The sequence below is a fragment of the Paenibacillus mendelii genome, assembly GCF_024498075.1.
Lineage (GTDB): Bacteria > Bacillota > Bacilli > Paenibacillales > Paenibacillaceae > Paenibacillus_Z > Paenibacillus_Z mendelii.
In genome coordinates, this window is the sequence record NZ_JANHOF010000003.1 from 667,878 (window position 1) to 686,543 (window position 18,666).

Below are 18,666 nucleotides of genomic sequence, written 5' to 3' on the forward strand. Positions count from 1 at the left end.
GAGGCCGTCAAAATGCAGCCTGGTATTCGATTAAGATCCGTCTTTGAAAGAAGAAATACGGTTTCTCCAGACCTTCGATTAGGAAGGGAAGCGCTCATTACGCTTGTCATTCATGGCTGCTTTCAGTTTGGTGCGTCCATGTCGGCGTTGTTTCTCAATCTGTATCTATGGCGCTTAACACAGGATTTGACCGTCAACGGCCTGTATTACATTCTACTCTACGCGTCGCTGCCGGGAACCTTTCTATTAGGCGGCTGGATCTCGAAGCGCAGGGACCGAATGGTCACCTACAGGATCGGGATTCTGATGATCGCGCTGTTCTATCTGATGGTCATCGTCATGCAAGAGAAAGTAGTGGATTACTTCATTCTGTTCGCTATCTTTAACGGGATTTCGTCTGGCTTATACTGGTCAGGCTTTTTAGTTTTGCAGTACGACGTATCCACGGATACGAATCGCATTCGATATTTGGCCATCAATATGATTGTCTTTAACTTCGCCGGCCTGGTTGGTCCGGCGCTTGCAGGCTACGTTATTCAACGAAGCGACGGTTTGTCGGGCTATATCTTTATCTTCATTCTGGCGTTTATTATGTTCCTAATAGCGGCGATTGTCAGCTTCCGGATTCGAACCGTCGTTACGCATCATCGTGCCTATCATCTGAATTTAATGGGGCTTGTGATGCGCAAGAACCGGCGTTGGTTCAAAGGACTAATCGCCTTTTTCGTGCTGGGCCTGTTCCAGGGGGTTATGTTATTCTTGCCGGGCATCCTGCTCTTCCAGACGGTTGGCCGGGAGGACTGGGTGGGTTACTTAGGCGTCTTCTTCTCAGCCTTGACGGTTGCAACCGGCTATGTCATCTCGCGTAAAGCGAGGCAGGAAGACGTGCGCAAATATATGCTGGCCTCTTCGACCGGAACCCTGATCGGCGCATCCTTCCTGCTTATCGATGTTCAGCTGTGGTCGGTGCTGATTTATATGATCCTATTCTCGATCTGTAACCCGCTGGCCATTAATACACTGACTTCTTACTACTACCGGCTTATGAGCAAGCTGCCGCTGAGGGGACAGCTGCGTGAGGAATCCGTGGCCATGCGGGAAGTATTCTTGAATACCGGAAGAGTGCTCTCCATCGCGGCGCTGATTATCCTGTCCAAGGACCTGGAGTCGTATTGGCTGCCGGTGGTATTGGTCGGTACGGCTGCACTGCAGTTTGCTTTGCTTGGACTCATGAAGGAGCAGAGAGCATCTTCTGCTCCGGCTCAAGCTCCAGCCACAGCCCCGACCTTCACGAATGAATCGAAATGAATCCTTTCCATCAGCTGTATCGTTTATGTATAAGAGTTTGCTTCCGGTAACTGGAACCTTGACCCCATTGATGAAGGAAGGCAGCAGCCTTATTCTTCTGCGACTGGGGTTTTCGTATACAAGAACAGCTGGAACGTGACAAATATTGCTCCTATATGGCCCTTGCTATACGGTATAGAATGAATAGTAGGCTATCGGATCGCGAGAAAGGTGAACGAGCTATGGATGGGAATAAGAAAATATTAATCGTCGAGGACGACGTTAATATTTCGAATATTATTAAAATGAATCTGACGATCGTGAATTACGAAACGACGGAAGTTTATGATGGCCTGGAGGCGCTGGATGCCATTAAGAACGGGAAATTTGATTTGATCTTGTTGGATGTCATGATCCCGCGTCTGGATGGGTTCGCGCTTATGGAGAAAATTCGTTCCTTCCGCATACCGGTGATCTTCTTGACCGCCCGCAATTCCGTTTTCGATAAAGTGAATGGTTTGAAGCTGGGTGCAGACGATTATATGGTGAAGCCCTTCGAAGCACTCGAGCTGCTTGCGCGTATTGAAACCGTCTTGAGAAGGTACGGCAAGGGAGAGACGGCCATCACCTTTAAAGCCATCACCGTCTATTTGGATAAACGGGAGGTCACACTGGACGAGACTCCCATTGAGTTGACGCCCAAAGAATACGAGCTGCTTGTCGTCTTGCTCAAGAACAAGAATATTGCGCTCACCCGGGAACAATTTCTAGATAAGGTATGGGGCGGGGAATATTACGGAGAGACCCGGACCGTGGATATGCACATCAAATCGTTAAGGAAGAAGCTCAACCTGCAGGATTCGATTAGGACCATCTACAAGATCGGTTATAGGCTGGAGGATTAGCCGATGAAGTTCTGGCAGAAGATTTATCTATTTTCCATCCTCACCTTCGTCATGATCTTTAACGCCGCCTCTGTCATGGTCATCGAACGAAATCACAGCCAAATGCTGCAGCAGGAGATCAATAACACATTAAGCGCGAATATGAGCGTGAATTCAAGCGTGAACGCCATTATTCCGATCCTGCGCATCTACGACTCCATCGACTATGAGAAAACGGTATTAACGAATATTGCCAAGGAGTTCGTCGACAAGAACAGGGATGCGAACATCTTCCTTGAGATCATCAACGATAAGAAAAAATCGATTTACAGCAATGCGGATTTTGCGATGCCGCCTAACCGTGGAGAGCTGGAGGCGCTGCAAAACGACGAGATCAAATACATCCTGCGTGATATCGACAGCCGTACCTTATTATTTACAACGAATGTGGCGGATATTAATCAGAATAAATATATCTTCACTTATATGAAGGACGTAACGCCGATCTATGCTGAACGTATGGAGCAATACCGTTTCTTTTGGAAAATTGATTTGGGCGCTTGTTTGTTTTTTATGATCGTGATGTTTTTTATTAGCAAGCGGCTGACCAAGCCGATCGATCAGATGGTGAAAACGGCTAAAGTGATCGCGCAGGGTGATTTTTCAGAACGGGTACAGCTTAAATCGAAGGATGAGATCGGCGTGCTGGCCGCCAATTTCAATGACATGGCCGCCGTCGTAGAGGACAAGATCAACATATTGGAGCGCAACAACAGCGAGAAGCAGCGATTCATCAATAATATTACGCATGAGCTCAAAACCCCGCTGACCTCGATAATCGGGTATGCGAATTATTTGAGAGTGACCAAATACAAGGAAGATACATTCCTGGATGGATTGAATGTCATCTACAACGAGGGGAAGCGGCTAGAATCTCTTTCCTCCAAGCTCATGGACTTGATTCTATTAAACGAAGATCAATTTGCAATGACACAAGAAAGCTTGAGGGAGATCATCCTTGAGATGGAGCCCTCGCTGATTCTCAAATCGAGAGAGAAGCAGGTTCAGATACACCTGGAGTGCGAAGATTGCCGGTTATGGCTGGAGAAGGACCTGATGAAGATTCTCATCTTCAATTTTGTGGACAATGCCTTGAAGGCGTCGTATGCCCAAGGCAGCATTACGATCCGAGCCTATACGCGTGAAGAGACCTGCATACTGGAAGTTGCCGACCAAGGAACCGGCATCTCTGGGGAGCATTTGGACAAAATCTTCGAACCCTTCTACATGGCTGATAAGGCTAGAACGAAGAGTAACAACGGGGCGGGGCTTGGCTTGTCGATCTGTCAAAGTATCGCCAACATTCATCATGCCGTCATCGAAGTGGAAAGTGAAGTCAATCAGGGCACGACCATCAAGGTCATATTTACGAAGGCAGGAGCCTGTCGGGAGGTAGGCGAATGGCAATCATTCGAATAAGCAGCATCATTCTAGCGGTGAGTCTCCTTCTCACAGGCTGCAGTGGCTTCTATACGAGCATTCCGAAGGACACGGTAATGGTTAAAAAGATCATTCAAGAAACACCTGCAGATGAGGTGGAGTATAACGGCGTGCTGTCCGAAGAAACGGTTAAGACACTCAGTATCAGCGCAGTGAATAAATATTATAGCCATAATTTATCCTTAGATGATATCGAGTTCGAGGGGTTTTCCATGGATCAAGCCCAAATCAAGGAGTTATTGGCCAAGAATACGAAGGATTTATATGGCGAACAAGGATTTCTTGTTGAATTTAAAACACAGCTGAGCAAGGTTCCAAGCGGTATTTATATTGTTGCGGTGATGAATAAGTATGATGCGACGGATATTTACAATGTTGTTATGAATGCAAAAGACGGCGATGTGGTCGCGATTTCCAAGGTTGTTATTAGTGAAAAAACAAAGGTGGAGAAAAAGCCGACTGTTCAGCGGTTAAGTGAGCTTGAAACGATTGGCGATCAATTTATTGCAGGCATGGATGATTATAAGCCCGCTGACCTGGTACTGGACGATACTTCATATCGCTACGGAGGGAGTACTGCGGAGTTGTATTATAAGAGTAAAGAGAACGATGCGATAGTCTTGAATATCGTCATAGATGTGGACACCCAGAAGGTGGTTGGATTTTATAAGGATATCATGACGGTGCTTCAGTATATCGTGAGTAAATACGCTTTCAGCATCATGGGTTACTGAACATTTTACAACTCCATTACAACTCTATCTAACTTCTTATATGATCCCGTATTAAACTTAGATTCATAGGTAAATACGGCATTCGATAAGGAGCATCAGGGATGTATAACACCAAATGGACGTGTATTGCCGGTATAGCGGCATTATCCATAAGCTTGACTGCCTGCGCCGGTCCTTCAAAAGAACAAGGCCATACGGTAGGCGCGCAGGCAGCCCATGTGCAAACTAACCATAAACCCCAAGATGGGCCGTCAACGGTTCCAACGAGTGAAGAGCAAGGGCAGCAAGAGGATCGTTCGATTCAAGTGTTTGTCAACAAACAGAATAGTTTGGCTAAGGATTTCGCGCCTGAGGATCTGGTGGATGTGGATGTTCCTACCGTTCTTCAAAACCCTGAGGTCAATCAGATGAGGAAGGAAGCTGCCGAAGCGCTCAAGCTAATGTTCAGCAAGGCAGAGGAATCCGGCTATAAGCTTTATGCCCGTTCAGGCTATAGATCCTATAAGACTCAAGAGGCGCTGTTTGATGGTTATGCCGCAAGAAGCGGACAATCTGCAGCCAGCAGATTCAGTGCACGGGCAGGGCAAAGCGAGCATCAGACCGGCTTGGCTATGGACATTACGAGCGAGAGTGTTTCCTTGCAATTATCAGAGGACTTCGGGGAAACGGCTGAAGGAAAATGGGTAAGCGAGAATGCCCATCGTTATGGGTTTATTATCAGGTATCCTAAGAATAAAGAAGATATCACCGGGTATATGTATGAGCCGTGGCATATTCGATATCTGGGTGTTGATACGGCAACTAAGGTTTATGAGTCCGGTCTGACCTTGGAAGAATACCGGAACGAAGTGAGCCCATCATGAGGCAGACAAGGCGGAAGAAAAGGAAGAAGATTGTCCTGACAGCAGTAGGAGTTGCGGTCCTTGCCATTAGCCTTGCAGCGGCAGCAACTTCCTATTTATGGGAAGATAGCGTGACGGTAAGCAAGTCTCCGGCTGATGTTCTAACGCCTGAAATAACGAAGCCCCTTGTTGAATCGGATTCGTTCATCGACATTAGGCTCGCTGCCGCAGGCGATATCATGTTTCATAATGCCCAGCTGAAGAGCGGGTACGACGCCAAGACGGACACCTATAATTTTAAATCGGTGTTTGATGGCGTGAAGCCGATCATAAGCGCCGCGGATCTCGCGATTGCCAATTTTGAAACGACTACGAATGGATCCGACCCGCACAAATTCACGGGTTATCCGCGATTTAATTCACCTGATGAGGTGATCGATGCGATCCAATACGCGGGTTTCGATGTGATGTCTACCGCCAATAACCACAGCTTGGATATGGGGAGACAAGGCATTATCCGCACGGTACAGAAGATTCAGAAGAGCGGGATGGATACCGTTGGCACTTACGAGAAACGTCCTGAGACGAGAGTGCTGATGAAGAACGTGAAAGGCATTAAGCTTGCGTTCATGTCCTACACGGAGAGCACCAATGGTCTTGAAGGTACGCTCTCGCCGGATGAGCTGGATGCGATGATCAATATTGTGGACGAGCAGAAGATGAAGGAAGACATTCAGTACTCGAAGAAGCAGGGAGCTGACGCCATTATCGCCTTCCTTCATTGGGGCAATGAATACGAACGCACGCCCTCCCGGAAGCAGGAGCAGCTGGCCAAGCTGTTGGTCAGCGAGGGAGTGGATATCATTCTGGGCAGCCACCCGCATGTTATTCAGAAGTCTGAACACCTTACCAGCGGTGGCAGCAGGGGGTTCGTCGTCTATTCCATGGGCAATTTTATATCCAATCAACGCTATGAAACACTTGAGAACGAATATACCGAGGATGGCGTTATTATTAATTTTGATATTCAGAAGAACAAGAAAACCAATGAGACCATCATCAAGAATATTGAATACGTGCCGACTTGGGTTTATCGGAATATGGAGAACGGGCAGCAAACCTACACCTATCAAATTCTTCCGATTCTAAACTACATGGACAGCAAGCACATTTCTATGGAATTCAAAGCGCGCATGCAGCGCTCCTATAAGGATACGATTACACGGCTGGATGCCGGTAAAACAGCTTCATAATCCGGCACAGCCCATGAAGCAGCCAAGGAAGCTCGTTTTTCAGAAGGAGACGTTATGAGAGGGAATAGAAGAAATATACGAATTCGCACGGTCATCTTCTTTCTAGGTGCCCTCGTTCTGATCGGGGGCATCTTGACGAAAAATAATTTATCGTTATCGATGTTAACGGCAGGTGAGCCTAAGACTTCAACCCATGATTCGTTGGCATCCTCGCAAGCCAAGACAACAGCTGTAAGTAAGTCGTTAGACGGCTACAAGATTGTAATCGATGCCGGTCATGGAGGGAATGACCCGGGAGCAGGCGGTGTAAGCGGCAAGGAGGAGAAAGAGTATACGCTCGCCCTGTCCCGGGAGGTGTACGAGCTGCTTAAGCTGGAACCGATGTTTGAACCGTACATGACCCGCGATGACGATTCGTTCGTGGAATTAGATGATCGTGCCAAATTCGCGAATGAGCGTGAAGCGGATGCCTTCATCTCGATACATGGCAATACGTATACAGATTCGAGCATATCGGGAACGGAAACCTATTATTTCTCCGATAACAGCCGGTTGTTGGCGAGCACGATCCATCAGGAGCTTGTCGAGGCTACAGGCTTCAATGACCGGGGGGTAAAGCATGAGGCTTGGAGGGTTCTGACGCAGAGCGAGAAGCCTGCTATTCTGATGGAGGTTGGTTTTCTGACCAACAAGGAAGAAGAGAAGAAGATGCTGGATCCGGCAGCGCGAAGCCGCGTCGCTCATGCGATCGTGGATGGATTGAAGCAATATTTTACGCAAACCGGAGATCATTAAGCCGTTCGAAGCAAGTCGAATGCTGCGCACGTGGCTTAAGCCGCGCAAAAAAGGGATGACGTGCCGTGCCCGTCATCCCTTTCTTATTCCATCCAGCCCTTTTCCTTCGTGCGCGTGATCGCTTCGATCCGGTTCTTGACGCCGAGCTTATCCAGCATGCCCGATATATAATTGCGCACCGTTCCATTCGTCAGATAGAGCGCTTCGGCTATTTCCTTCGTCGTCTTGCCATCCGCAACGAGGGACAACACTTCGATTTCCCGCTCATTAAGCGGGTTTTCTTCGTTATAGGCATCGGCCACCAGCTCGGGGGCGTAGATGCGTTTGCCGGCAATGACGCTGCGGATGCAGTTCGCTAATTCTTCGCTTGGACTATCCTTCAGCATATAGGCGCTGACACCGGCCTTCAAAGCGCGCTCGAAATATCCGGTACGGGCGAAGGTTGTCAGAATCATAACCTTGCAGCGCATTCCGCGAATTTCCTCGGCGACGTCGAGTCCGCTCTTGCCGGGCATCTCAATATCCATGACGCAGATATCCGGCTCCAGCTTCTTAATGAGCTCATGCGCCTCATCGCCGTTGTTTGCTTTGCCTACGACGACAAAGTCATCCTCCAAATCGAGCAGGGCGCCGAGCGCGCCTAGCAGCATTCGCTGATCCTCCGCAATTACGATACGAATCATATACTATCACCCGCTTCCTTCTGCTTATTCACTCGCGGTACCCGGATCGTAACGATCGTTCCCTGAGTCGAGGCAATGCTCACACTGCCATTGACGAATTCCAGACGTTCCCGCATGCCCTGCAGACCATTCCCGGAAGGGATATTCGCTGGAATACCGATACCATTGTCCCGTATACGTATGATGGTGTCTGTCGGCGTTTGTTCAATCAACATGTCGCATGAGGTAGCTTGACTGTGCTTGACGATGTTCGTTACGGTTTCTTTCACGCACATGCTCAGGACATGCTGGATGAACGGAGGCGTGTCCGCAAGCTTGCTGTCGCCGCTGTATTGAAAATCAATGTGGGCGGCCTCCAGCATCTGCCGGGCGTGGATGATTTCATCCGCAACTTTGGCTCCTCGCATCTTGGATACAAGCTGGCGGACTTCCTTCAAGGCGGTTCTCGCCGTGAGATTGACGTCTTTCATCTCATTCTTCGCCTGCTCCGGACTCTTGAGGACGAGCCGGCTCGCGAGGTCGCTCTTCAGTCCAATTAAGGATAGCTTCTGGCCGAGTGTATCGTGAAGATCGCGGGAAATTCGCTGCCGCTCCTCTTGAATGACAAGCTCCGCGATTCGTTTATTCGCATACTCGAGCTTCTCCTGCAGCTCGCCCCGTTTGATCTGTGAATAGGTGTTCATGGGCAGCAGGATGGCTCCGATCAAGCATAGAATGATGAAGGGGAACTGGGAGATAAACACTTCATTCTGCTTAATAAAGCTGTAGTTGATCGTAATAAAGACGCTGGTGAGATGAATGGCGTACAAGACGAAGAAATGGACACGCATTCGAATATTGCCAATAAAATAGGCGATGAAAAAGGCCAGATAGACGTAATCATAATGCAGGGTCATCACGGCGGAGATCCCGATCTGGAGAAACGTCCATACATATAATAACAAACGGTTCTTCGTTTGGGAAAGCTGGCTTGCCGCAACGAAGGCGATCATAAGAACAATCCCGATCCAGATTCGGCTCAAGGAAGAGGATTGGAAGATAAAGTAGAACGGCAGTATATATAACAGTGCCCAAATATAAGGCGTAATACCGGTACCTTTCGGCAACAGACGAAACCATTTCATAAACATAGGAGCCTCCGATACCAAAATCATCCGCATGGTAACCATTCTTGACGGCTACGAGGCGGATGATGCGCTGGAATTAATCCGTATAATACGAAAAACCGATCGCACTAGGCCCCGTGTGTGAGCTGATGACAGGCGTCGTCAGTTTGATCCACGTTGACATGAAGCCTGAAACCTTCTCGATTTCCTGCTTCAATTGTTCGGCCAAGGATGGGTTATCGGCGTGAGAAATGCCGATGCCTCGAATCGTTCTTCCTCTTGTTTCTTCTTCAAAGTGGCCCATCAGCTTCTTCACAAGCTGCGACCGGGTTCTTACTTTATAGACGGGGGTGTAGACACCGTCTTGCAGCATCGCGATCGGTTTGATATTCAAGATCGAACCGATTAGCTCCTGTCCGCGTCCGATGCGTCCACCCTTAGCAAGATGCTCCAAGCTATCCACAACGACAAAGAGTGTGGTGTGCTGAATCATCTGGGTCAAGCGTGCCTTGATTTCTACTATGGAAGCACCCTGCTTGGCCATCACTGCTGCTTCAATCACTTGAAAACCCAGTGCCTGCGACATCATCTGCGAATCGAACGTTTCGACGCGGGTTTCAGACATCTCAGCCGCTGAGCATGCAGTCGTATAGGTACCGCTCATCCCGCTCGTCATATGAATCGATAGCACGGAATCTCCGTTCTCGCCGAGCCTGTCATACGTTTCGAGAAACGTTCCGATACTTGGCTGCGAGGTGAGAGGAAGCTGCTTGGAGGCTTTCATTTTGCCGATAAAGGCTAGGGTTGAAACATCGTTGCTCTCGATGAAGGTTTCTTCGTTAATCGTGACCTGTAAAGGGATAACTGTAATGTTGTATTGATCGATGATGAACTGAGATAGCTCTGCAGTCGTGTCGGTAACGATTCGTATCGTCATGACCCGCACCCCCCCCCCTCGTACATTCTACAAGGAGCCCCATATACTTTACAGTAGCAAATGTTAAGTCCTTCATATGACAACTGTCATGTGAGGAGGGAGCTGGCGCATCTAAGGAGCCGCGTCTGAATTGCGGAGCTTAATGAACTGGTAGACATGCGTAATGACAATCTTGGCAACCGCATAGGTGGGGACGGCTAATAATAACCCAATAGGCCCTGTAAGTGTGCCCACTACTAGGAGGAGCAAGATGATCGTAAGCGGATGAATCTCCAGATTCTTGCCCATAATTTGCGGCGAGATCAGGTTGCCTTCAATTTGCTGGGCGACGACAGTGACGATGAGTACCTTGATGATCATCCCCGGCGAGCTTCCCATCGCGACGAGTACCGCAGGCGCGGCGGCAATGAAGGCGCCTACGTAAGGAATGACATTCGTCATCATCGCCGCAATGGCGAGCAGCACGGCATATTTGAGGCCGATGATCAAATAACCGATGAGCAGCAGTATGCCAACGCATACCGCCACCGTTATTTGCCCCCGAACATAGAGGCTGATGGTTTCATCCATCTCTGCTAGTAATTTTCGGCCATCTGCCCGGTTTTTAACCGGGAGCAATTTGACTAGCCCTCCCGACATCTTCTCGCCATCCTTAAGAACGTAGTAGAGGATGAACGGCACGACAATTGCAATCAGTACCAGGTTGGTCAGGAAACCGATCACGTAAGAGATGTTGGAGCCAAGCAGATCGACCAGAATAACGGCGTATTCGGAAGCCTTCACAGAAAGCTGCTGCAGGTTAAGGTCGAAGTTCTCCAGCATTTGATTGAACCATTCACTTCCGGCCAGCTCATTCACTTTGGCAATGGCTGTCTGGACAAGCGTCGGCAAGCTTGAGGCCAGATCATTAAACTGTCCCTTGATCATCGGGTACACATAGATGATCAGGAGTGTGAGCAGGCACGCGATCGCCAAGTATACGATTAGAATGGCAAGCGTTCGGGGCACGCGCTTGCGGACGAGCAGCCGGACAATGGGGCGCAGCAGATAGAAGCATACGCCTGCGATGAGCAGCGGGGCAAACAGCGTCTGGAACATGACGACGAGCGGATGAAAAATGAAGTTAATTTTCACTCCGACCCAAATAATGAGAAAGAGCAGTAGAATTCCGTATCCGACACGGAAAAATTTGGAGTTAGGCACGTATTTCCTCCAGTCCGCTAAGTATGGTTATCAACCCGTAATGAACATGCAATTCCTATCATATCATGTTCAGTCTGCCGATGCTCGGCAGGCAGGAGGGAGACTATTGCGTGTTAATACGATATTTGCCTGGCGTGGTTCCAGTCATCCGCTTAAAAAGGGTGAGGAAGGACGTTTCGCTTTTGTAGCCAACGCGTTCTGCGATTTCGCCCAGCGGCAGTCCGGTTGTTTGCAGGTAGCGCTTGGCTACCTCGATGCGGCATTGAATGAGATATTGAATCGGACTGACCCCGACCTCCTCCTTGAACAGGTGGGCAAAATGGTATTCATTGATATACGTCAAGCGGGCTAAGGTCGCAAGGGTAATGTCGGTGTAGTAGTTTTCTTCCATATATCGCTTTGCGGTCGGTATGGCCTCGTGTGAGGATCTCTTATCCGGCAGCACAGGTACGGGAGGATAATGAATCAGACGAGCCAGCCTGGTAAGCAGGATGCCAAACATATGCGTGGCGATCGATTGCGCCTCCGGGAGCCGCTGTCTGTTCTCCGCAAGTATATCCAGCATCCACTGCTTGAACGGCAAATAATGCTCCTTGAGCTCGATGACCGGAGGTTTGTCAGGCTCAAGAAAGAAGTCGAGGGGAAGCCCTCGAAGCTGCAAATTATTGAAAGCAATGAAAACAGCCTTGAAAGGGTGGCGTGTCGACTGCTCTTCATGCCACACTCCCCGATGATAGAACAGCATCGTGCCTGCCTTGGCTTCATAAGTTCGGCCGTCTATACCGAATACGCCTTCTCCTTCGGTTATCAAGAGCAGTTCACTGTTGCTGTCATGCTTGTGGAGGGGGAAGACGAACGGGTCTTTTTCCGTTTTTTCGATTGGAGCGCCGTGTATGAAGCAAGGTGGGCTTAGAAACAGTGAATCACCTTCCATAATCATATCACCCTTCGCAAGAATCAATAATAGAAACACAAGATCAATTATTGCTGGTTCATCCTAAATTCATTAAATTAACTGTAGGAAGCGCTTCCGCTTCCTTGTTATTACCTTATCGTACGTTAGGTATATTTTCAAGAAACGATAATAACGACATAAGCCAGGGAGGTACCATTGTGCTTCAATTTAATAAACGATTGTTAGCGGATGAGAAGTATGAGGCCTGCGCGGTCTTCGATGTGAATGGCGATGGCATTCAAGATATCGTGAGCGGGGCGTATTGGTATGAAGGACCGGATTACAACCGCCGCCATCCGATTTGCGAGGTGGAAGCGATCGACGGATACCATGATGATTTCAGCGACTATCCGCTTGATGTTGATGGCGATGGCAAGCTTGATATCATTACGGGGGCCTGGTGGGGGAAAACACTGAGATGGCGCAAGAATCCGGGGGTCACCGGCGAAGAGTGGCAGACGTTCGACATCGACGAATGCGGCAGTATCGAGACAATTCGCTATTTGGACATCGACGGATGCGGAGTGCCGGAGATCTTCCCGAATACGCCGGGCGAGCCGCAAGCGTTCTATAAGCTGGTATGCGACGCTAATGGCCGCGGCACAGGGGAATTCCTCAAGTACGTGATCAGTGAAGGCGCAAGCGGGCACGGCATGGGGTTCGTCGATATTAATGGCGATGGCCGGATGGATATCGTGCTCTGCAATGGATGGCTGGAGCAGCCGGAGGATCCGTTCCAGACACCATGGGCCTTCCACCAAGAGTTCTCGCTTGGTTCCGCCAGCGTACCGGTGCTTGGCTATGATGTGAACGGCGATGGGCTGGTGGATCTGATTGTCGGGCAAGCCCATGATTACGGTCTCCATTGGTATGAGCAGCAGCGGGACGCGGATGGCAGCCGGACCTGGATCAAGCATGAGATCGATATGAGCGGCTCACAGGTGCATGACCTGTGGCTTGTCGACCTTGACCTTGACGGCGAGCTGGAGCTCATTACCGGCAAGCGGTACCGCGCGCATAACGACGGAGATCCCGGCGCACATGATCCGGTAGGGCTCTATTACTACAAAGTGAACGGCGGCCGTTTCGACAAGCATGTGATCGATTTCGGACCGGCAGGCGAGGCATCGGGAGCGGGTATTTATTTCTGGGTGCAGGATCTAACCGGCAACGGTTATCCGGATATCGTGGCGCCTGGCAAGGATGGGTTATATTTATTCGAAAATTTAGGACCGGAGGGATTAAGTCATGAGTAAATTGCGTATCGGGTTTGTTGGCGTTGGCGGGATGGGGCAGATGGCTCACTTATCGAATTACGCCGTTCTTACGGATCGCTGTGAGGTCGTAGCTCTCGCAGAGCCGCGGCCGCAGATGGCACAATTGATCGCACAGCGCTATGGGGTGCCACAAGTATACGAGAACCATTTGCAGCTGATTGAGAAGGCGAATGTAGACGCCATTGTGGCGCCTCAGCCCTATCGTCATCATCCGGCTCTGATCTCGGATATTTTGCGTGCGGGTATACCGGTAATCACGGAGAAGCCGCTTTGCCTTACGGTTGAAGCGGGCGAGGAGCTCGTAAGAATAGGCGAGGAGAAAGGCGTTCTTCATATGATCGGGTATCATAAACGTTCGGATCCTGCCATGGAATATGCGAAGAAGCGCGTGGATGAATGGAAGGCAAGCGGCGCCTACGGCAAGATGCGCTACATTCGCGTTACGATGCCGCCGGGCGATTGGATCGGTGGAGCGGATATGCCGCTGGGGACTGCAGAGCCATATCCGTCCATCACGCTCGAGCAGGGGCCTTCGGATTACACGGCGGAGCAGACGCAGATGCTGGATTCGTTCGTCAATTATTACATCCATCAAGTGAATGCGATCCGTTTCTTCCTTGGCGAGTCGTATCGTCTGACCTTCGGAGACCGTGCCGGCGTTCTGCTCGTCGGGGAGAGCGAGAGCGGCGTCACGGTAACGCTTGAGATGGCTCCTTACAGTACATCCGCTGAATGGCATGAGCAGGTGCTGGTCGCGTTCGAGCAAGGCTATGTCAAGGTCGAGCTGCCGCCGCCGCTGGCGCGTCAGCGGGCTGGCGAAGTCACGGTCCTCATGGATAACGGCAAGGAAGAAGCACAGCATATCCGCCCTGTTATGCCTAACGTGTCTGCGATGCGCAACCAAGCCATCAATTTCATTGCAGCGGTGCGCGGTGAACGTCCGGCTCCATGTGCGGCGAAGGAAGCACTGGAGGATTTGAAGCTGGCCAAGGATTACATTGATTTCATGATTCGGAACCGTTAAATCGAAAATAATCGTAACGGAGGTCATCCCATGCGGAAAATAGCCATTATTGGTGCTGGAAGTGTTGTCTTTTGCAAAACGCTCATGTTGGATATCATGGCCACACCGGCGCTTGCAGAAACGGAATTTGTGCTCATGGCGCCATCCACAACCAAGACGTCGCAGGTGAAAGCTTTTGCCGATAAAGTCATTGCCGAGAACGGCTTGAAGTCGAAGGTATCCGTCACGACGGACCGTAGAGAAGCGCTGCGGGATGCCAATTATGTGATTTGCTCTTTCCAGGTGGGAGGCGTATCGGCCTTCGAGCTCGATTATACGATTCCGAAGAAATATGGGGTCGACCAGTGCATCGGGGATACGCTCGGACCCGGCGGTGTGTTCCGCGCGCTTCGCAGCATTCCGGTTATTCTGGATACGGCGAAGGATATGGAGGAGCTGTGCCCGAATGCAACCTTGCTTAATTACGTCAATCCTATGGCCATGATCTGCTGGGCTTTGGGTGAGACGAACGTCAAGTTTGTAGGGCTGTGCCATGGCGTGCAGACGACGCTTGATCTCATCTCCGGGTACACGGATATTCCGAAGCAGGAAATCGATTATGTATGCGCGGGCATTAATCATATGGGCTGGTTTACGAAGCTGTCGCATGAAGGCAAGGACTTGTATCCGCTGCTGCGGGATAAGTTTGAAGAGCCGGAGTTCTATGTGAACGAGAAGGTGCGGGGCGAAGTGTTCCGTCACTTCGGTTACTTCATGACCGAGTCCACCGGCCACTTGTCTGAATACGTCCCCTGGTTCCGGAAGAATCAGAAGGCGCTCGACCTGTATTGCGACGAGCCTTCATTCGGCGGAGAATCCGGAGCCTATTACAAGTGGTGCACATATGTCGCGGACAAATACCGGACGCAGGATGTTCTGGCGGACGAACCGACGGTGCTGCCACCACGTAGCGTCGAATACTGCGCCTATATTATCGAGGCACTGGAGACCGGGAAGACATTCAAGTTCAACGGCAATATCCGCAATGACGGCATGATCACGAATCTGCCGGATGAATGCTGCGCCGAAGGCCCGATATTCGCCGATCGAACCGGTCTGAACCGGACCATCGTCGGTGAGCTGCCACCGCAATGCGCGGCGCTCAACATGACGAATATCAATGTCCAGCGGCTGACGGTTCTAGCGGCCAAGAGCGGCGATCCGGAGACGGTCGTGCAGGCCATTGCGCTCGATCCGCTCACTTCATCCGTCCTGACGTTGAAGGAAATTCGCGACATGGTGACGGAGATGCTGGAAGCGGAGCGGGAATGGCTTCCACAATTTGCAGGCAGGCTTCCGCGTCCGACCCCGACGATCACGATTCCTGCCGATATTGAACGGGCAGAGGTGCCGATCGATCCGGCGCTTGCGATCTTCTCGCGCTTCGGCGATTTGGCCAAGTAGACCCATGTAGAACCCCTCTCGCCGACCTTGGCGGCGAAGATGGTGCGTGAAACGGTTATCCTTCGATAAAGTTAAGTTGACAAAGGCTCTCATGCGGATGTAACTCACCCGCATGAGAGCCTTATTCTGTGGCGTATATCGAACGGTACTAATCCCGCAGCATCAACAGCCCGATAAATTCTTCCTCGGTCAGCTTCCCAAAATAACGGGTCAAGTCGACGGAAGCGATCGCTTGGCGAAGCGCTTCCTCCTCGTAGCGGGTATGGATCAACAATTGTTCAAGCTCGGCAACGTCATGCGCGCCGAAGTAGTCGCCGAACAACCGGATTCCCGCTATTTTCCCATCCTCTACGTCGAGTCTTGCGTCGATGATGCCCGATGCGAATTTGCGGATATTTTGAATATTGCATTTTGGCGATCGGCCGTAATTCCAATCCCAGCTGCGATAACGCTCCTCCGCCAGCTTGCTGACGGCATCCCATTCCGCATCCGACAGCTTATATTGCGGCACTTCGGCCGGTTCACAGTTGAACAGCTCACGCAGCAGGGAGGTGCGGAATTGCTCGGTTGTCATCGTTTGCGATAGAAATTCCGATATATTCGCGACGCGCCCGCGTACCGATTTGGTTCCCTTGGACTCAATCTTGATCGGTTTCACCTTAAGAGCGGAAGCCACGTTCTCCATAGCCGAATCGAACAGCAGCGTCCCGTGGCTGAACATACGGCCCTTGGTGGCGAACTGGGCGTTGCCCGAAATTTTACGATCGCCGACTTGGATATCGTTGCGTCCTGTAAGCTCGGCATGTACGCCAAGCTTGTGCAGGGCGTCGATAACAGGCTGCGTGAATTTCGCGAAGTTATGGAAGGAGTTTCCGTCATCTTTGGTTATGAAGCTGAAGTTCAGATTGCCCAGGTCATGATAGACCGCTCCGCCGCCCGACAGCCGGCGTACGACGTGCAGCTTGTGATCGCGGACGTAATCCGCGTTGATTTCTTCGATCGTGTTCTGATTTTTGCCGATGATGATAGAGGGTTCGTTAATATAGAAAAGCAGGTAACTGTCATCCGTCAGCAGATTGCGCAGCGCATACTCTTCCAGAGCCAGGTTGAAGGCGGGATCGGTATTCCCGCGGTTGTCGATAAATAGCATGTGCGTTACCTCCGTCAGGTCGCTTGTGATAGTTCCATTATCAACAAGAGGCGAAGGCAAAGTCAAATAACCGTTGACGATGCAAGAGTCGAATTATACATTGTAGAGATAGAAATAAGCAATGCCTCGTAGTAGGATGACATCATGGAGGTATTCGGATGAGCAGACCTTGGTTTCACCGGCTTCAAGGGAATAGCAGAGGTTGCCTCGTCTTCGAGCCGCTTTTTCTAATTCCGTACAGCATGTATACGACTTATGCAACCATTTATATGTACGAGCTTGGCCTCGGCGAAACGGCAATTGGATGGATTACGACGATTAGTCTGATCGTACAAGTGTTTTCATCGTTCATTAGCGGTTATTTGACAGATCGGATGGGTAGAAAGTTTGCCCTGCTTTATTTTGATTTAATAAGCTGGTCGGTTGCTACGCTGCTGTGGATGGTCACGCAGAATGTATGGATGTTCGTCGCAGCCGCCATCGTGAACGGTTTTCAACGGGTCCCGCATACCGCCTTCTACTGTCTGCTGGTGGAGGATACGGAGCCGAAGGAAAGAACCTATGTGTTTACAATCCTTCAGTTTATTGGTGTTGTAGGCGGGTTGTTCGCGCCGCTCGGCGGATTGCTGGTGCATCATTATTCCCTCGTTCCCGGGGTACGGATCATGTACGGCATTGCATTCGTGTGCATGACCTTACAGTTTATAGGCCGCCATATGATGACGCGGGAGACGGATATGGGAAAGCGAAAAATGCGTGAAGCCCGAGAGCTTGGCTTGAAGGAAAGCTTGGGGGAATACATGAGCGCGATCAGGAGTGTGCTTATGAACCGCCCGCTCCTTCTAGTATTCGGTGTCTACATGCTGTTTAACTTTCAGATGACGATGAAGGGAACCTACCTTTCCTTGTATCTGGCTGATTATTTACATATTGATAGCGATTTGATCTCCTTATTTCCGGCGCTATCATCCGTCATCATGCTGCTCACCATGTGGCTGCTTATGCCCCGCATACCGGAGCGGCTCGCGCAATCCGCCATGAACGGGGGCTTCGTCTTATCCGTCATCTCGACGGTCATGCTCATTGCGGCGCCGGCAGAAAGCTTGATTTGGGTAGGATTGAGCACCATATTGGCTGCCGTCGGCACGATGATCAGCTCGCCGTATTTGGAAGCGCAGGTGGCCAATGCCATCGACGACAACCAGCGGGCCAAAATTTTCTCGATCCTGTCGGTGCTTGTCCTGCTCGTCATTTCGCCTAGCGGCATTATTGGGGGCTGGACGTATCAGCTCGATCCCCGGATACCGTTTCTGCTCGTTGCCGCAGCATTTGGCCTGAGCATTGTACTTCTGCTTATTCATCGGGGAAGCATGCGGGCGTCTTCTGCGAACCTGTAGGTGTAGGGTGCGCCTAAGTCATTGGGTCACAAGCGAGCAGCCATCTTCGAGCGAAGTGGCTGCTTATTTTATTGCTCAGGAGAAAAAATGGTGGTTTAAGTTTGATGAAGTGGCTTGCCCACGAAGTAGTTGGCATTGTATAATCGGGGTAGGTTTATTATTAGGAATCTGGTTTATTATAATAAACCATCATTGG

The 18,666-nt window shown here is 50.3% G+C and carries 17 protein-coding genes; 11 read left to right on the forward strand and 6 right to left on the reverse strand.

Going from position 1 to position 18,666, the window contains the following annotated elements; translation table 11 throughout:
• The first annotated feature begins 12 nt into the window (after positions 1 to 12).
• The 7 genes from NNL21_RS13725 to NNL21_RS13755 all read left to right on the forward strand — a co-directional run bounded on the left by NNL21_RS13725 (position 13) and on the right by NNL21_RS13755 (position 7,295).
• Positions 13 to 1,308, forward strand: a complete 1,296-nt coding sequence (locus tag NNL21_RS13725; RefSeq protein WP_204819524.1) for an MFS transporter — start codon at positions 13 to 15, stop codon at positions 1,306 to 1,308.
• A gap of 221 nt (positions 1,309 to 1,529) precedes the next feature.
• Positions 1,530 to 2,192 carry a response regulator transcription factor gene (locus NNL21_RS13730; RefSeq protein WP_204819525.1) on the forward strand — a complete coding sequence of 221 codons (663 nt, stop codon included), beginning with the start codon at positions 1,530 to 1,532 and terminating at the stop codon, positions 2,190 to 2,192.
• A gap of 3 nt (positions 2,193 to 2,195) precedes the next feature.
• Positions 2,196 to 3,650 (forward strand): sensor histidine kinase, encoded by a 1,455-nt coding sequence (locus NNL21_RS13735; RefSeq protein WP_204819526.1) that lies wholly within the window; start codon positions 2,196 to 2,198, stop codon positions 3,648 to 3,650.
• Entirely contained in the window at positions 3,632 to 4,405 is a 774-nt protein-coding gene (locus NNL21_RS13740; protein WP_204819527.1) for a hypothetical protein, read from the forward strand. Before NNL21_RS13735 ends, NNL21_RS13740 begins: the two co-directional genes overlap by 19 nt.
• A 101-nt stretch (positions 4,406 to 4,506) precedes the next feature.
• Positions 4,507 to 5,268 carry a M15 family metallopeptidase gene (locus NNL21_RS13745; protein ID WP_204819528.1) on the forward strand — a complete coding sequence of 254 codons (762 nt, stop codon included), beginning with the start codon at positions 4,507 to 4,509 and terminating at the stop codon, positions 5,266 to 5,268.
• On the forward strand, positions 5,265 to 6,500 hold the full coding sequence (locus tag NNL21_RS13750; protein ID WP_204819529.1) for a CapA family protein: 1,236 nt from the start codon (positions 5,265 to 5,267) through the stop codon (positions 6,498 to 6,500). The genes NNL21_RS13745 and NNL21_RS13750 overlap by 4 nt, the downstream gene beginning before the upstream one ends.
• A 54-nt stretch (positions 6,501 to 6,554) precedes the next feature.
• Complete coding sequence (locus tag NNL21_RS13755) at positions 6,555 to 7,295, forward strand: N-acetylmuramoyl-L-alanine amidase family protein (RefSeq protein WP_204819530.1); 741 nt, start codon at positions 6,555 to 6,557, stop codon at positions 7,293 to 7,295.
• A gap of 83 nt (positions 7,296 to 7,378) precedes the next feature.
• On the opposite strand, the gene NNL21_RS13760 is transcribed toward NNL21_RS13755, so the two are convergent.
• The 5 genes from NNL21_RS13760 to NNL21_RS13780 all read right to left on the reverse strand — a co-directional run bounded on the left by NNL21_RS13760 (position 7,379) and on the right by NNL21_RS13780 (position 12,158).
• Positions 7,379 to 7,978, reverse strand: coding sequence for a response regulator transcription factor (locus NNL21_RS13760; protein WP_204819531.1), 600 nt, complete (start codon positions 7,976 to 7,978; stop codon positions 7,379 to 7,381).
• Positions 7,975 to 9,102: a sensor histidine kinase gene (locus NNL21_RS13765; protein ID WP_204819532.1), complete on the reverse strand. Its 1,128-nt coding sequence runs from the start codon at positions 9,100 to 9,102 to the stop codon at positions 7,975 to 7,977. Before NNL21_RS13765 ends, NNL21_RS13760 begins: the two co-directional genes overlap by 4 nt.
• Before the next feature lie 79 nt (positions 9,103 to 9,181).
• Positions 9,182 to 10,021, reverse strand: a complete 840-nt coding sequence (gene fakB / locus NNL21_RS13770) for a DegV family protein (protein ID WP_204819533.1) — start codon at positions 10,019 to 10,021, stop codon at positions 9,182 to 9,184.
• Between the two features lie 111 nt (positions 10,022 to 10,132).
• Positions 10,133 to 11,224, reverse strand: coding sequence for an AI-2E family transporter (locus NNL21_RS13775; RefSeq protein ID WP_204819534.1), 1,092 nt, complete (start codon positions 11,222 to 11,224; stop codon positions 10,133 to 10,135).
• 103 nt (positions 11,225 to 11,327) lie between these two features.
• On the reverse strand, positions 11,328 to 12,158 hold the full coding sequence (locus NNL21_RS13780) for an AraC family transcriptional regulator (protein WP_204819535.1): 831 nt from the start codon (positions 12,156 to 12,158) through the stop codon (positions 11,328 to 11,330).
• Between the two features lie 179 nt (positions 12,159 to 12,337).
• Here NNL21_RS13780 and NNL21_RS13785 point away from each other — a divergent pair, with 179 nt between their 5' ends.
• From NNL21_RS13785 to melA, 3 genes are read left to right on the forward strand one after another with little or no spacing between them, the layout of a single operon-like run.
• Positions 12,338 to 13,435 carry an FG-GAP repeat domain-containing protein gene (locus NNL21_RS13785; RefSeq protein WP_204819536.1) on the forward strand — a complete coding sequence of 366 codons (1,098 nt, stop codon included), beginning with the start codon at positions 12,338 to 12,340 and terminating at the stop codon, positions 13,433 to 13,435.
• Complete coding sequence (locus NNL21_RS13790) at positions 13,428 to 14,480, forward strand: Gfo/Idh/MocA family protein (RefSeq protein WP_204819537.1); 1,053 nt, start codon at positions 13,428 to 13,430, stop codon at positions 14,478 to 14,480. The genes NNL21_RS13785 and NNL21_RS13790 overlap by 8 nt, the downstream gene beginning before the upstream one ends.
• Positions 14,481 to 14,510: 30 nt before the next feature.
• Complete coding sequence (gene melA, locus NNL21_RS13795) at positions 14,511 to 15,923, forward strand: alpha-galactosidase (protein WP_204819538.1); 1,413 nt, start codon at positions 14,511 to 14,513, stop codon at positions 15,921 to 15,923.
• 148 nt (positions 15,924 to 16,071) lie between these two features.
• On the opposite strand, the gene lplA is transcribed toward melA, so the two are convergent.
• Positions 16,072 to 17,073, reverse strand: coding sequence for a lipoate--protein ligase (gene lplA, locus NNL21_RS13800; RefSeq protein WP_204819539.1), 1,002 nt, complete (start codon positions 17,071 to 17,073; stop codon positions 16,072 to 16,074).
• Between the two features lie 158 nt (positions 17,074 to 17,231).
• Here lplA and NNL21_RS13805 point away from each other — a divergent pair, with 158 nt between their 5' ends.
• Positions 17,232 to 18,470: an MFS transporter gene (locus NNL21_RS13805; RefSeq protein WP_204819540.1), complete on the forward strand. Its 1,239-nt coding sequence runs from the start codon at positions 17,232 to 17,234 to the stop codon at positions 18,468 to 18,470.
• The last annotated feature ends 196 nt before the right edge of the window (positions 18,471 to 18,666 follow it).

Coding starts and splice junctions, on each gene's coding strand:
- NNL21_RS13735 (WP_204819526.1), top strand. CDS start 2,196: ATGAAGTTCTGGCAGAAGATTTATCTATTTTCCATCCTCACCTTCGTC.
- NNL21_RS13745 (WP_204819528.1), top strand. CDS start 4,507: ATGTATAACACCAAATGGACGTGTATTGCCGGTATAGCGGCATTATCC.
- NNL21_RS13760 (WP_204819531.1), bottom strand. CDS start 7,978: ATGATTCGTATCGTAATTGCGGAGGATCAGCGAATGCTGCTAGGCGCG.
- NNL21_RS13805 (WP_204819540.1), top strand. CDS start 17,232: ATGAGCAGACCTTGGTTTCACCGGCTTCAAGGGAATAGCAGAGGTTGC.
- melA (WP_204819538.1), top strand. CDS start 14,511: ATGCGGAAAATAGCCATTATTGGTGCTGGAAGTGTTGTCTTTTGCAAA.
- NNL21_RS13740 (WP_204819527.1), top strand. CDS start 3,632: ATGGCAATCATTCGAATAAGCAGCATCATTCTAGCGGTGAGTCTCCTT.
- NNL21_RS13780 (WP_204819535.1), bottom strand. CDS start 12,158: ATGGAAGGTGATTCACTGTTTCTAAGCCCACCTTGCTTCATACACGGC.
- fakB (WP_204819533.1), bottom strand. CDS start 10,021: ATGACGATACGAATCGTTACCGACACGACTGCAGAGCTATCTCAGTTC.
- NNL21_RS13730 (WP_204819525.1), top strand. CDS start 1,530: ATGGATGGGAATAAGAAAATATTAATCGTCGAGGACGACGTTAATATT.
- NNL21_RS13765 (WP_204819532.1), bottom strand. CDS start 9,102: ATGAAATGGTTTCGTCTGTTGCCGAAAGGTACCGGTATTACGCCTTAT.
- lplA (WP_204819539.1), bottom strand. CDS start 17,073: ATGCTATTTATCGACAACCGCGGGAATACCGATCCCGCCTTCAACCTG.
- NNL21_RS13790 (WP_204819537.1), top strand. CDS start 13,428: ATGAGTAAATTGCGTATCGGGTTTGTTGGCGTTGGCGGGATGGGGCAG.
- NNL21_RS13750 (WP_204819529.1), top strand. CDS start 5,265: ATGAGGCAGACAAGGCGGAAGAAAAGGAAGAAGATTGTCCTGACAGCA.
- NNL21_RS13755 (WP_204819530.1), top strand. CDS start 6,555: ATGAGAGGGAATAGAAGAAATATACGAATTCGCACGGTCATCTTCTTT.
- NNL21_RS13725 (WP_204819524.1), top strand. CDS start 13: ATGCAGCCTGGTATTCGATTAAGATCCGTCTTTGAAAGAAGAAATACG.